Origin of the sequence: Bordetella tumbae, assembly GCF_965139195.1 — a bacterium.
GTDB lineage: Bacteria > Pseudomonadota > Gammaproteobacteria > Burkholderiales > Burkholderiaceae_B > Bordetella_A > Bordetella_A tumbae.
In genome coordinates this window covers 24,907-37,883 of sequence record NZ_CBCSJH010000001.1, presented here as the reverse complement: position 1 = coordinate 37,883, position 12,977 = coordinate 24,907, and the positions used below count along the sequence as shown (strand labels likewise).

The following is a 12,977-nucleotide window of genomic DNA, read 5'->3' as shown; positions in this document are numbered from 1 at the left end:
GTGCCTATGAATACCGATCCCGCCTGGATGGCCGAGGTTGTTTTTGACGACAACGGCCTGATTCCCGCCATCGCCCAAGACGCCGAAAACGGCCAGATCCTGATGGTGGCCTGGATGAACAGCGACGCCCTGGCCGAAACAGCCGCCACGGGGCGTGCTGTCTATTGGTCGCGTTCGCGCCAACGCCTCTGGCGCAAAGGCGAAGAATCCGGCCACACACAGACCGTGCACGATTTGCGCCTGGACTGCGACGGCGACGTCATCCTGCTCAAGGTGCACCAAGAGGGCGGTATCGCCTGCCATACCGGTCGGGCCAGTTGCTTTTTCCGCCGCCTGGAGGGCCCAGCCGACAGCGCCTCCTGGGTGACCGTCGACCCTGTCCTGAAAGACCCGGAGCACATTTACAAATGAGCCCGTCCTTATCCGGCACCGACACGCTGGCGCGTATCGCCGACACCCTGGAAACCCGCCGCCCCGAAAACGGCGGCGATCCGCAATCGTCGTACGTCGCCAAACTGCTGGCCAAAGGCCCCGATGCCTTTCTGAAGAAAATCGGCGAGGAAGCCACCGAGCTCGTCATGGCCGCCAAGGACGGCGTGCCGGAGCGCATCATCAGCGAAACTGCCGATCTGTGGTTTCATTGTCTCGTCACGTTGACTCACTACAATCTGCGCCCCGAAGACGTGTTGGCCGAGCTGGCACGACGGGAAGGCCTCTCGGGCCTCGAAGAAAAAGCACGGCGCCCCGCGTCTTGAGTACGGAACAACCATGAGCGACAACTGTATCTTCTGCAAAATCGCCCGCGGCGAAATTCCCTCAAAAATCGTTTACGAAGATGAGGAATTCGTTGCGTTTCACGACATTAACCCAGCCGCGCCCGTCCATCTGCTGCTCATCCCGCGCCGACACATTGTCTCGCTGCAGGACGTCAGCGCAGACGATGCGGGCTGGTTAGGTAAAATGACAGTATTGGCATCCCGCCTAGCAGCGGAAAATGGCTGCCGACCGGGCCCCGATGGGGGATTTCGTCTCGTTGCCAACGCCGGCACCGAGGGCGGCCAGGAAGTACCGCATTTGCATTTCCATATCATCGGCGGTCAGCGTCCCTGGAAAGGGCGCGTGGCTCCCAACGCATAACCCCGGAGAACCGTCATCATGGGTAGCTTTAGCATCTGGCATTGGTTGATCGTCCTGGTCATCGTGGCACTCGTATTCGGCACCAAGAAACTGCGCAATATCGGCGGAGATCTTGGCGGCGCCGTCAAAGGCTTCAAGGAAGGCATGAAAGAAGCCAACAGCGATACCAAGCCCGAACAGGTCTCGCAGCAAAAAGTCGCCGACGACACCATCGACGTCCAGGCCAAAGAAAAGACCAACAACTCCTAATCCGCGTGGCTCGGGTTTAACCCCCCTCAGGCAACGTCCCCGGGCGTTGCCTTGCCGCGTTCCTAGTCTCTTTGTTTAAGCGAGCAGATGTCGCATGTTTGATGTCAGTTTCACTGAGCTGATGGTGATTGGCGTCATTGCGCTGATTGTCATCGGGCCGGAACGGCTGCCCAAAGTGGCACGCACCGTCGGACATTTGCTCGGCCGTGCCCAACGTTACGTCAATGACGTCAAAAGCGACATCCAACGCGAGATCGAAATCGACGAACTGCGCAAGTTCAAAAGCGAGATGGACGATGCCGCGAGCAGCGTGAAAACCTCTCTGCGGGACACCGAAAACTCGCTGCGCACCAACCTGAATGACACCGCCCGCGAGGCCACGCAAGGCATCTCGGACCTGAAAAAAGAAGTCGAGACTCCCGCTGGCAGCCCGACAGCAGCAGAGACTCCCGCGCTGAATGCAGGCCAGTCCGTCGCAGCCGATACGGCAGCGGCCAGCACACCGGCACCGGCCGCCACCGCGACGCAGCCGTCTGCTCCCACGGCACCATCTGCCTCAGCACCCACCACCGATACCGCGGCCGTCTCCCCTGACTCGGCGACCGCCCCCCAACCGAAAACCCCGACCACGCCGTGACCCAGAACGCCAAGCACGACGAGCTGGACCAGGATCAGCCGCAAGAAACCTTTATCTCGCACCTGGTCGAGCTACGCAGCCGCCTCATGAAGGCCGCCATCACCGTGATCGGCGTCTTCGTAGTGCTGTTTCTCTATCCGGGCGCCTCGGTCATTTACGACATCCTGGCGCAACCCATGCTGTCTTCGCTGCCCGAAGGCACACGTATGATTGCCACGGGCGTCATTACGCCGTTCATGGTGCCGGTCAAGGTCACCTTGATGGCCGCCTTTGTCATCTCGTTGCCGGTCGTGCTGTATCAGGCCTGGGCCTTTGTCGCGCCCGGCCTCTACCGTCACGAAAAACGCCTGGCTATGCCGCTCATCGTGTCCAGCACGCTGCTGTTCATATTGGGCATGGCGTTCTGCTATTTCTTCGTCTTTCGTACGGTCTTTCACTTCATTGCGACCTTCGCCCCGCAATCCATCACGCCCGCGCCGGATATCGAGGCCTATCTCAGCTTCGTCATGACGATGTTCATGGCATTCGGCATCACGTTCGAAGTCCCGGTCGCAGTGGTTTTGCTGGTCAAGACCGGCATCGTCGAATTGAGCAAACTGCGCAGCGCGCGCGGCTACGTTGTCGTCGGCGCCTTTGTCATTGCTGCGGTCGTCACCCCGCCCGACGTCGTCAGCCAATTCATGCTGGCCGTCCCGCTGTGCTTGTTGTACGAAGTCGGCTTGATCGTGGCGCGCATGGTCACGCCCAACAGCAAAGACACCGATTCAGACGATACGGGCAGCCTCACCGAACAACGCTAACCGTTACACAGACGCCCCGATAGCTCGCCAGATTCAACGTGGCTGTGTCGGCCGCATGCCGATAGTCACCGACATATCGCGCAACTTGCCGCCGCGCATCACGCCCAGCGTGGCTTTTTCTCCGGGCGGCAATGCCGCGATCAAACGCAGCAGCGTCATCGTATCCTGCACCTCCGCATCATCTACCGTCTGCACAATATCGCCGACACGCAGCCCGCCTTTGCCTGCAGGACCATCACGAATCACCCCGGCGATCACCACACCTTTCGTATTCGTCGGCAGACTGAAGGCACGCGCCAAATCAGGGGTGATGTCTTGCGGTTCGATTCCTAGCCAACCCCGCCGTACCGCACCGGTCTTGATGATTTCTTCCATGATCTTGCGCGCCGTATCCACCGGAATCGCAAATCCGATCCCCAGAGAGCCGCCCGTCTCGGAATAAATCGCCGCATTGATCCCCACCAGATTGCCTTGTGTATCGATCAGCGCACCACCAGAGTTGCCAGGGTTGATCGCGGCATCCGTCTGGATGAAATTCTCATACGTATTGATGCCCAGGCCATTGCGGCCCAATGCCGACACGATACCTTGCGTCGTAGTCTGTCCCACGCCAAACGGGTTACCAATCGCCAGGACCACGTCGCCGACATGCAGGCTGCGGTCAGTGGCCAACACCGCCACCGGCAGCGGACGCAAGTTATCCGCCAGTTTCAGCACCGCCAGATCGGTATCCGGGTCGGCTCCCACGACCTTTGCGGTCCCGGCGCGGCCATCGGCCAGCGCCACCTCGATCGCATCGGCCGCCTCGACCACGTGATAATTCGTCAGCACATAGCCTTCACTGCTCACAATCACGCCGGACCCCAGGCTGGTGGACGCCTGGCGGCGGCTCAAGCCCGGGACCTGGCCAAACAACTGCCGCAGAATCGGATCCTCGGGCAATGGCACGACTGGTACATTCACGTGCTTGCTGGTGTACACATTCACCACCGCCGGCGTCGCACGCGACACGGCATACGCGTACGACGAGACACCAGGTTCAATGACGGCAGGCACGCCTGCACCCGTCACAGGCGCGGCAGGAGCGCTTTGCCTGGCCGAATCCGATGCCGGCGCAGGCGCAGACAGACGCAGCCAATCGGGCCGCAACGTAGTCACGACGAATAAAATGGCCAGACACACCGTGACGGCCTGAGCAAATATCAGCCAATAGCGACGCATAATCCTGACAAGGTAGGGCAATGAAAACGATCGACACCCGCGAACTGGCTGCGTGGCTGGACGCCACGCTGCAAGCGCCGCGATTCAAAGATTACTGTCCCAACGGTCTGCAAGTCGAAGGCAAACCGCGCGTAGGCCACATTATCACCGGAGTTACTGCCTCCGAGGCGCTCATACGCGCCGCCATCGAGCGTAACGCAGATGCCGTGCTCGTACACCACGGCTGGTTCTGGAAAAACGAGGATCCTCGCGTACGAGGCCCTCGCCGCACTCGCCTGGCCCTCACACTGGCGCACGACCTCAATCTGTTCGCCTACCACTTGCCACTGGATGCCCACCCGGAATGGGGCAACAACGCCCAACTGGCACGTGTGCTGGGATTGACCCCCGAACGCGACGACACAGGGGCTCCCCTCACGTGCGGCCACGGCGACCTGATCTGGCTCGGCAATGCGCCAGACGTGAGCACACTGGGCGCATTGGCCACACGCGTGCAGCAACGCCTCGGACGCCAGCCCCTGGTCATTGGCGACCCCGATCAACCCCTGCGCCGCATCGCGTGGTGCACAGGTGGCGCACAAAGCATGCTGGCCGATGCCATCGATGCCGGCGCCGATGCCTACATCACCGGCGAGGCCTCAGAGCCCACCTATCACTTGGCACGCGAAACCGGCACAGGATTTATTGGCGCCGGCCACCATGCCACGGAGCGCTATGGCGCCCAGGCATTGGGTGAAGCCGTAGCAAAACAATTCGGCATCCGAGTCGAATTCATCGACATCGACAACCCGGTATAAACCGGCGCCGCACGTCCGAAACCAGCCCGAGGTTTCACCGCAAACCAAATGACGCATGCCCCTGACCAACTCGGCCAGGGGCATGCGTCATTGCGAGCCCGGTGTGCCTCGGGGCAGCATCATCGGGGCTTACTTCCTCAGCAAATCGCGGATTTCGCGCAGGACCACCACGTCTTCGGGGGGAGCTTCAGGCGCGGCGGGCGCTTCTTCTTCCTTGCGACGTGCCTTGTTGATCATCTTGACGATAATGAAAACAACAAACGCTAACAGAATGAAATTGATAAGGATCGTCAAGAAGTTGCCCCAAGCCAACACATTGGCGCCTGCCTTGCTCAAATCGGCATAGGTCATGGGGCCGGTGTAGCCCTCGGGCATAGACAAAACGAGGAACTTGTTGGAAAAATCAACCGAGCCGCCGAGGATGAAATTCACCAACGGCATGATCAAGTCTTTCACTATCGAGTCCACGATCTTGCCAAATGCCGCCCCGATAATGACACCAATCGCCAGATCTACTGCATTACCTTTGACCGCGAAATCGCGAAACTCTTTGAGAAAACCCGATGCCTTGCTCATGAATACTCCTTAGGTCGTTCGCCCGTGACTGGGCAGGCGCTATAATAAGCGGTTGCGACACTGTTACATGTTTCACACAACAGGTGCTGCGTGCGTGAATCCTGATGCTATACAGGTAATGCATGCGCATCAATAAGGATGGGAAGATGAGTCAGGATACGTTGTTGCATGACGAAGACGGTGCGGTTGATCCCAACCTGCCACCAGATCCTTCTCGCCGCTTCTGGGTCACGACGGCCTGTGCGGTGGGCGGTGTGGCCGGTGTGGCGACCGCCATTCCATTAGTCAGTACCTTTGCCCCATCCGAAAAAGCCCGCGCCGCGGGTGCCCCCGTCGAGGTCGACGTTGCCGATCTGACCCCCGGTCAAATGCGCACCGTCGAATGGCGCGGCAAGCCGGTCTGGATCCTGCGTCGCAGCGACGCCCAGCTCGCCGGCATCAAAAAACAAGACCCCTATCTCGCGGACCCCAATTCCGAGCGGCCTGGCTTTACGCCGGAATACGCCAAGAACGAAGACCGGTCGCGCAAACCCGATCTATTCGTCTGTGTCGGCATCTGTACCCATCTGGGCTGTTCTCCCACTGCGCACTTCGAAACCGGTGGCGGTGGCGGCCTGCCCGCATCCTGGGAAGGCGGCTTTCTGTGCCCCTGCCACGGCTCGACCTTCGATCTGGCCGGTCGCGTGTACCAGAACAAACCCGCGCCCGACAACCTCGAAGTTCCGCCATATCAATACCTGAGCGACACCCGCATCATCGTCGGGGTTGACGAAGACAACAAGGCCTGACGCGCGCTGCGCGCGGCTTTACCCGACCTTAGCAAAATACGCCTCGTATAGAAGGAGCCATTCATGGCTGGCGAAAAAACCGTCGAGACAACAGGGCTGCTGGGCTGGCTGGACCGGCGCTTTCCGGTAACCTCAACCTGGAAGGCGCATCTTTCCGAGTACTACGCGCCCAAGAACTTCAATTTCTGGTATTTCTTCGGGTCCCTGGCCCTGCTGGTGCTGGTCATCCAGATCGTCACCGGTATCTTCCTCGTCATGCACTACAAGCCCGACGCCGAACGCGCGTTCCAGTCGGTCGAATACATCATGCGCGAGGTTCCATGGGGATGGCTGGTGCGCTACATGCACTCCACCGGCGCCTCGATGTTCTTTGTCGTGGTCTACCTGCACATGTTGCGCGGGCTGTTCTACGGTTCCTACCGCAAGCCGCGCGAGCTGGTCTGGATCTTTGGCGTCGCCATCTTCCTGTGCCTGATGGGTGAGGCGTTCTTCGGTTACCTGCTGCCCTGGGGCCAGATGTCCTACTGGGGTGCTCAGGTCATCGTGAACCTGTTCTCGGCCATTCCCTTCATCGGCCCTGAACTGTCGATCTGGATCCGCGGCGACTACGTCGTGTCCGACGCCACCCTGAACCGCTTCTTCTCGTTCCACGTCATCGCCATTCCGCTCGTACTGATCGGCCTGGTGGCAGCGCATCTGGTCGCGCTGCACGAAGTCGGCTCCAACAACCCCGACGGCGTCGAGATCAAGCAAGGTCCCAAAGACAGATACGGCCGCCCGAAAGACGGCATTCCATTCCATCCGTTCTATACCGTGCACGACATCATGGGCGTCGCCGGATTCCTGATCGTCTTTGCCGCGATTGTGTTCTTTGCCCCGGAAATGGGCGGGTATTTCCTGGAATACAACAACTTCATTCCTGCCGACCCGCTCAAGACACCGCCGCACATCGCCCCGGTCTGGTATTTCACGCCGTTCTACTCCATGCTGCGCGCCACCACGGCCGAATTCACATGGATTCTGGCCGGTGCTGCCGTCCTGGGTGCAATCGCACTGCTGTTCAAGAGCAGCCTGAAAGGCATCCTGCGCATCGCCATCCCCGCCTTGCTGATCATCGTCGCCGTCCTGCTGCGCACGATCGACGCCAAGTTCTGGGGCGTGGTCGCCATGGGCGGCGCGGTGGTCATCCTGTTTTTCCTGCCGTGGCTGGATCACTCACCCGTCAAATCCATCCGTTATCGCCCCACGTGGCATAAATGGTTCTACGGCATTTTCATCGTCAATTTCCTGGTGCTGGGTTTCCTGGGTACGCAACCGCCCAACGACGTGTACAACCTCATGTCGCAAATCGGCACGCTGATCTATCTGGGCTTTTTCTTCCTGATGCCGGTATGGAGCCGGCTGGGGACCTTCAAGCCCGTGCCTGACCGCGTGACGTTCCATGCCCATTGACCCACGAACCGAAAACGGAATGACCATGATCAAGAAGCTGATTGGTGCTGTCGCGTTCATGTTCGCGTGCACTGGCGCCTACGCCGCCGAGGGCGGCTACCCCCTGGAAACCGCCCCCAACCGCGTCAATGACGTGGCAGCCCTGCAAAATGGCGCCAAACTATTCGTCAACTACTGTCTGAACTGCCACAGCGCCTCCTCCATGCGCTACAACAAGCTCCAGGACATCGGCCTGACCGACGAGCAGATCAAGGAAAACCTGCTATTTACCGGCGGAAAAGTCGGCGATCTGATGCATGTCGCCATGACGCCCCAGGACGCCAAAAAATGGTTCGGCACCATGCCGCCAGACTTGTCCGTCATTGCCCGCGCCAAATCGGTCAACGCGGGCCCCACCGGCGCCGATTACATCTATACCTATCTGCGCACGTTCTACCGGGACACGGCCCGGGCCACCGGCTGGAACAACCTGGTCTTTCCCAACGTGGGGATGCCGCACGTACTCTGGGAACTGCAAGGCCCGCGCGAGCTCACCACCGTGGCCATGCACGAGGCCTCGGGCGGCGGCTGGGAACGCGTCACCACCACCTACGACAGCCAGGGTTACGCCCAGGTCAAGACCGAGCCAGTCGCGAATTTCCACGGACACGCTACACTTGAGGCTAAGTTCAAGGCTCTGGACCCGGCCAAAGTGGCCAGCTACGACAATGATGTGGCCGATCTGACCGCATTTTTGTCCTGGATGGCCGAACCCCAACAGCTGTTCCGCAAGCAATTGGGGGTCTGGGTGCTGTTGTTCCTGGGCCTGTTCCTGCTGGTGGCTTGGCGTCTGAACGCTTCCTATTGGAAACACGTTCGCTGAAGTTCGCCCCACCGAACAGTTGGACTATGCAATACACTTCGGGGCCGGCACCCTAATCCCGATCGGGCTGCTGTCCGCCTGCCCCACCCTGGTAATCGGGGCCAGCGTTTGCTAGATTAGCGGCGCTGGCCTTTCGCTTTTCATACAAGGACTCACCGCCATGATGGTGCTCTATTCCGGAACCACCTGCCCTTTTTCGCAACGCTGCCGCTTTGTGCTCTTCGAAAAAGGAATGGATTTCGAAATCCGCGACATCGACCTGTACAACAAACCCGAAGACATCTCTGTCATGAACCCGTATGGCCAAGTGCCCATCCTGGTCGAACGTGACCTGGTGCTGTACGAGTCCAACATCATCAACGAATACATCGACGAGCGTTTCCCGCACCCGCAATTGATGCCGGCCGACCCGGTCATGCGCGCGCGCACCCGCCTGTTCCTGTACAACTTCGAAAAAGAGCTGTTCGTGCACGTCTCCACCCTGGAAGACCGCAGCAGCAAGCCCGACGAAAAGAAGCTCGCCACCGCGCGCCAGAGCATCCGCGACCGTCTGGCTCAGTTGGCCCCGTTGCTGTTGAAAAACAAATACATGCTGGGTGAAGAATTCTCCATGCTGGACGTGGCAGTCGCCCCCTTGCTGTGGCGCCTGGATCACTACGGCATCGAGCTCCCCAAGAACGCCGCACCGCTGCAAAAGTACGCTGAACGCATCTTCTCGCGTCCTGCCTACATCGAGGCACTGACGCCTTCTGAAAAAGTGATGCGTCGCTAAGCGGAGGGCTGTGTACGATGGGTGAAACTTCCACCAAACCGTATCTGTTGCGCGCCTTGCACGAATGGTGCACGGACAACGGCTATACGCCGTACATCACCGTGCAAGTCGACGAGCATACCCGTGTGCCCATGGCACATGTCCGCGATGGCCAGATCACGCTCAACGTGGGCACCCTGGCCACCAACAAGCTGGTGCTGGGCAACGAATTCATCGAATTCCAAGCCCGCTTCAGTGGCGTCGCGGAAAACGTCTGGGTACCCGTAGCCGCCGTCAGTGCGATCTACGCGCGCGAAACAGGTGCCGGCATGGGCTTCGAAGTCCAGCCTTACGAGGTTCCCAGTGCGGATGACGCCGCTGTGCCTGCCGACGCCTCAGGCGTCGAACCAGGCGAATTGGCCCCCGCCGCTGCCGATGACGGCAATGGCGACGGCGGTGACGACGACGAACCCAAACGTCCCCGCTTGACCATCGTCAAGTAGGGCGATAATGCCGTTCGTTATCGGTAAATTCTTTGGATTTGCCGACGGAAACCCGGGTAGGCACATGCACGCCCTTAGTTTCCTATACAATGCAAACCCTTCGCCCGCCATGCCAGCCATGGCGGCGCGTCTGCCGGTGTAGCTCAGTTGGTAGAGCAGCTCACTTGTAATGAGAAGGTCGAGGGTTCGATTCCTTTCACCGGCACCATTTAGCAGTACACAACAGTATCAGAAAGTCTACGAAACCCGCACCAGCTAAAGCTATGCGGGTTTTTTGTTGTCTACGATAGTCCAATAGAATCTATTGCAAGACGCCCCCACGTGGGGGCATTATTGGGGGCGTCGGACGATATTCCGCCCCCATCAATAAAAAACGCCCCCAGATGAAGCTGACAGACGCAGTTATCAAGGCCAAGACAAGGGCTCTGCACGCCTTGGCCAAGGACACCGGCAAGCCACAGAAGTTGGCTGACGGCGCAGGCTTGTATTTGCTGTTCACACCCGCCGGCGGACGATCATGGAATGCAAAGTACCGGATCTCTGGAAAGGAAAAGCGGTCAACTTATGGGCAGTACCCGACAATCACCCTTGCCCAAGCTCGAGAACGGCACCAGGAGGCCCGTAAGCTGCTTGCCGAAGGGATAGACCCCGGCGAGAGAAGGAAAGCTGATAAACGAGCGGCCAAAATGGCAGCAGCCAATTCCTTTGAAGCAGTCGCAAAAGAATGGCTAGCCGAGTACGGGCCAACCGTTACAGGGAGCACTTATGACCACGCCAAGGCGTGGATGGAGAACGACGTATTCCCGTGGTTAGGCCGTCGACCCTTAGCCGAAATCGACGCCCCCGAGATTCTGGACGTGCTCAAGCGTATTGATGGGCGTGGCGCTCGACATACCGCCCACAAAGTACGGAGCAAAATCAGCCTAGTATTCCGGTACGGTATCCGTCACGGGTATTGCCGATCAGATCCTGCACGCGATCTGATCGGCGCCATCCCTCAACCGAAAACAACCCACTTTGCCTCAATCACGGATCCGGCCAAGGTAGGGGAGATGCTCCGAGCGTTCGAAGGCTTTTCCGGAACGTTCGCTGTCCAGTGCGCCCTCAAGCTCGCCCCTGTGCTATTCGTACGGCCCGGCGAACTCCGTACCGCCGAGTGGGCGCACATTGACTTAGACAAGGCCGAATGGCGCTATCGGGTGAGTAAGACCGGAACTGATCATCTAGTGCCCTTGGCTACCCAAGCGGTATCCATCCTGCGCGAACTTCATGCGCTGACCGGTCACGGCCGATATGTGTTCCCAGGAGCACGTAGCCACGAACGCCCCATGTCGGAAGCAGCGATCAATGCCGCACTAAGACGGCTGGGGTATGACACACGCACCGAAATAACAGGCCACGGTTTCCGAGCTATGGCGCGCACTATCCTGCATGAGGAACTAGGACAAAAGCCCGAAGTCATCGAACATCAGTTAGCCCACGCCGTGCCGGACATGCTGGGAGCCGCCTATAACCGTACCAAATTCATCAAGGAACGACGCGCCATGATGCAGATATGGGCGGACTATCTGGACTCTATCAAAGTAGGTGGGCATGTCATTCCCCTTGCGCGAGCGTCGTAGAGCAACTGCCAACCGGACAGACAATATTTCCCCGATATGACTACCAAGGCTGAAAAATGACACTCATGTGTGAATCAATGTTCTACGCAGAGACACAAATCAGGGCCACGATATCTCTACTATATCTTGTGCGGAAAAACTAGAATTAGCATCACTGCGCACAAGATGTTGTGGATTTTCAAAAAAATAGTGTCCGCTCACTATCGCATAAACGCATGTAATTCATAATGCGTTCTGATGGTTACAAAATAACCAAAAATGCCTTTAACTTTCCGCTTGTAACCGCTATCGGCTACCGCGAAAATAGCTCTGTCCCAAAGGAAAAAGGCTCGCCTACTACCAATAGACGAGCCCTTTTGAGACTCCACGCCGTGACAGCTATGCAGACTCACTTGTGACAGAGCGCATTCTGCGTATTGCTGACGGTCCAGTCAACCGCATTTACAAAAAAGGTATGCGGAATGGTCAAGCCACAGCATCAGTACTCACTATCCCTGATCCCACATCATGTGGGCAGCTCCATCGTACAGCAACGAGCAAGCGATGGATACATTAACGCGACCGAACTCTGCCGAGCAGCAGGCAAGCGCTGGAACGACTATTTTGAGCCCAAGCGTAGTCAAGACTTCTTTGAAGCCCTTGCACGCAAAACCGGAAAACCGGTATTGCTTTTAATTCAAAGGGTTAGGAACTCAGATGGAGTGGCTAGCACTTGGATACATCCTCACATTGCGATTAATCTGGGCCAGTGGCTGTCAGCGGACTTTGCGGTTCAGGTATCAGAATGGGTTCACAGCTGGATGTCCGGAAAGGGCGCAGCAAATGAGCCGGCGCCTCTGCCGTATCATCTGCAACGCTATCTGGCTAACGATGTGCGAGTTTCGCCCGGGTATTTTTCTGTGTTGCAGGAAACGGCTCTTAATCTATTTGGGCCGATGCACAACATCGGATTTCAGATCCCCCAGGGATGGGTGCCCGATATCTCGGTGGGCAAGGGATTCTGCAAATGGCTACGCGACGAAAAAGGCATAGATACCGATGAGCTACCAACATATATGCATGACTATCAGGACGGGCGCATCGTCAAAGCCAATCTTTACCCCGACGTCATGCTTGCGGACTTTCGGACATGGTTTCGTACTGTGTGGTTGCCTGTGAATGGCGTCAAATACTTCAAAAGTAAAGACCCTGGTAGCCTAGTTTATTTGGATCGCCACCCGGCCCTATCTGCAGCGCCGCGCCCCACACTCATTCCGAGCCGTAAAAGCCACCGAAGCCGCATAAGTAGCCTCTAGACAGAAGTAAGCTCATTGCCGCCCATTTCGGGCGGCTTTCTTCGTGAGCAAAGGAAATAGCATCAATTATGGCGTCAGCACCATTGGGAAAATCGGCAGAAGGCGCAGCAAAGCTGTTTTTTATAAAGGATATAACCCCCCTCAGCCTGCACACTATAAAACAAGCCAGAAAGCCCTTTTAGATCAATAGGTTGATCTAAAATTATTATTACCCCCTATAGAGTCCCCGTGACTAGCGAGCGCTCGGGGTTCGAATTACCCTTATCTCGCCCTTTCTCCTAGGGGCC

At 58.1% G+C, this 12,977-nt stretch carries 16 protein-coding genes and 1 tRNA gene; 15 read left to right on the top strand and 2 right to left on the bottom strand.

Going from position 1 to position 12,977, the window contains the following annotated elements:
• Positions 1–6 precede the first annotated feature (6 nt).
• The 6 genes from hisI (at position 7) to tatC (ending at position 2,823) form a co-directional block, all read left to right on the top strand.
• Positions 7–411 carry a phosphoribosyl-AMP cyclohydrolase gene (gene hisI, locus ACNA0J_RS00210; protein ID WP_415815225.1) on the top strand — a complete coding sequence of 135 codons (405 nt, stop codon included), beginning with the start codon at positions 7–9 and terminating at the stop codon, positions 409–411.
• Positions 408–755, top strand: a complete 348-nt coding sequence (locus ACNA0J_RS00205; protein ID WP_415815223.1) for a phosphoribosyl-ATP diphosphatase — start codon at positions 408–410, stop codon at positions 753–755. The genes hisI and ACNA0J_RS00205 overlap by 4 nt, the downstream gene beginning before the upstream one ends.
• A gap of 13 nt (positions 756–768) precedes the next feature.
• Complete coding sequence (locus ACNA0J_RS00200) at positions 769–1,137, top strand: histidine triad nucleotide-binding protein (RefSeq protein ID WP_415815221.1); 369 nt, start codon at positions 769–771, stop codon at positions 1,135–1,137.
• Positions 1,138–1,155: 18 nt separating this feature from the next.
• On the top strand, positions 1,156–1,386 hold the full coding sequence (gene tatA / locus ACNA0J_RS00195; RefSeq protein ID WP_094824085.1) for a Sec-independent protein translocase subunit TatA: 231 nt from the start codon (positions 1,156–1,158) through the stop codon (positions 1,384–1,386).
• A 94-nt stretch (positions 1,387–1,480) separates the two neighbouring features.
• Positions 1,481–2,023 carry a Sec-independent protein translocase protein TatB gene (tatB, locus tag ACNA0J_RS00190; RefSeq protein WP_415815219.1) on the top strand — a complete coding sequence of 181 codons (543 nt, stop codon included), beginning with the start codon at positions 1,481–1,483 and terminating at the stop codon, positions 2,021–2,023.
• Positions 2,020–2,823, top strand: coding sequence for a twin-arginine translocase subunit TatC (tatC, locus tag ACNA0J_RS00185; protein ID WP_415815217.1), 804 nt, complete (start codon positions 2,020–2,022; stop codon positions 2,821–2,823). The genes tatB and tatC overlap by 4 nt, the downstream gene beginning before the upstream one ends.
• Positions 2,824–2,856: 33 nt before the next feature.
• Here tatC and ACNA0J_RS00180 read toward each other — a convergent pair whose 3' ends face one another.
• On the bottom strand, positions 2,857–4,044 hold the full coding sequence (locus ACNA0J_RS00180) for a trypsin-like peptidase domain-containing protein (RefSeq protein ID WP_415815215.1): 1,188 nt from the start codon (positions 4,042–4,044) through the stop codon (positions 2,857–2,859).
• 20 nt (positions 4,045–4,064) lie between these two features.
• Between ACNA0J_RS00180 and ACNA0J_RS00175 the strand changes: the two genes are divergently transcribed.
• On the top strand, positions 4,065–4,841 hold the full coding sequence (locus tag ACNA0J_RS00175) for a Nif3-like dinuclear metal center hexameric protein (RefSeq protein ID WP_415815213.1): 777 nt from the start codon (positions 4,065–4,067) through the stop codon (positions 4,839–4,841).
• A gap of 129 nt (positions 4,842–4,970) precedes the next feature.
• Here ACNA0J_RS00175 and mscL read toward each other — a convergent pair whose 3' ends face one another.
• Complete coding sequence (gene mscL / locus ACNA0J_RS00170; protein WP_415815211.1) at positions 4,971–5,417, bottom strand: large conductance mechanosensitive channel protein MscL; 447 nt, start codon at positions 5,415–5,417, stop codon at positions 4,971–4,973.
• A 146-nt stretch (positions 5,418–5,563) separates the two neighbouring features.
• Here mscL and petA point away from each other — a divergent pair, with 146 nt between their 5' ends.
• From petA to ACNA0J_RS00130, 8 genes are all read left to right on the top strand, one after another.
• Positions 5,564–6,205 carry a ubiquinol-cytochrome c reductase iron-sulfur subunit gene (gene petA, locus ACNA0J_RS00165; RefSeq protein WP_415815209.1) on the top strand — a complete coding sequence of 214 codons (642 nt, stop codon included), beginning with the start codon at positions 5,564–5,566 and terminating at the stop codon, positions 6,203–6,205.
• 63 nt (positions 6,206–6,268) lie between these two features.
• Positions 6,269–7,657 carry a cytochrome b gene (locus ACNA0J_RS00160; RefSeq protein ID WP_415815207.1) on the top strand — a complete coding sequence of 463 codons (1,389 nt, stop codon included), beginning with the start codon at positions 6,269–6,271 and terminating at the stop codon, positions 7,655–7,657.
• Positions 7,658–7,676: 19 nt separating this feature from the next.
• The gene (locus ACNA0J_RS00155) at positions 7,677–8,519 is read left to right on the top strand and encodes a cytochrome c1 (protein ID WP_415815205.1); all 843 of its coding nucleotides are present in this window, start codon (positions 7,677–7,679) and stop codon (positions 8,517–8,519) included.
• A 160-nt stretch (positions 8,520–8,679) separates the two neighbouring features.
• Positions 8,680–9,291 carry a glutathione S-transferase N-terminal domain-containing protein gene (locus ACNA0J_RS00150; RefSeq protein ID WP_415815203.1) on the top strand — a complete coding sequence of 204 codons (612 nt, stop codon included), beginning with the start codon at positions 8,680–8,682 and terminating at the stop codon, positions 9,289–9,291.
• A 17-nt stretch (positions 9,292–9,308) separates the two neighbouring features.
• Positions 9,309–9,773, top strand: coding sequence for a ClpXP protease specificity-enhancing factor (locus tag ACNA0J_RS00145; protein WP_415815201.1), 465 nt, complete (start codon positions 9,309–9,311; stop codon positions 9,771–9,773).
• Positions 9,774–9,905: 132 nt separating this feature from the next.
• Positions 9,906–9,981 (top strand) — tRNA-Thr (locus ACNA0J_RS00140).
• A 175-nt stretch (positions 9,982–10,156) separates the two neighbouring features.
• Positions 10,157–11,395, top strand: a complete 1,239-nt coding sequence (locus ACNA0J_RS00135) for a tyrosine-type recombinase/integrase (protein WP_415815199.1) — start codon at positions 10,157–10,159, stop codon at positions 11,393–11,395.
• A gap of 461 nt (positions 11,396–11,856) precedes the next feature.
• Positions 11,857–12,690 (top strand): KilA-N domain-containing protein, encoded by an 834-nt coding sequence (locus tag ACNA0J_RS00130; protein WP_415815197.1) that lies wholly within the window; start codon positions 11,857–11,859, stop codon positions 12,688–12,690.
• Positions 12,691–12,977: the final 287 nt, after the last annotated feature.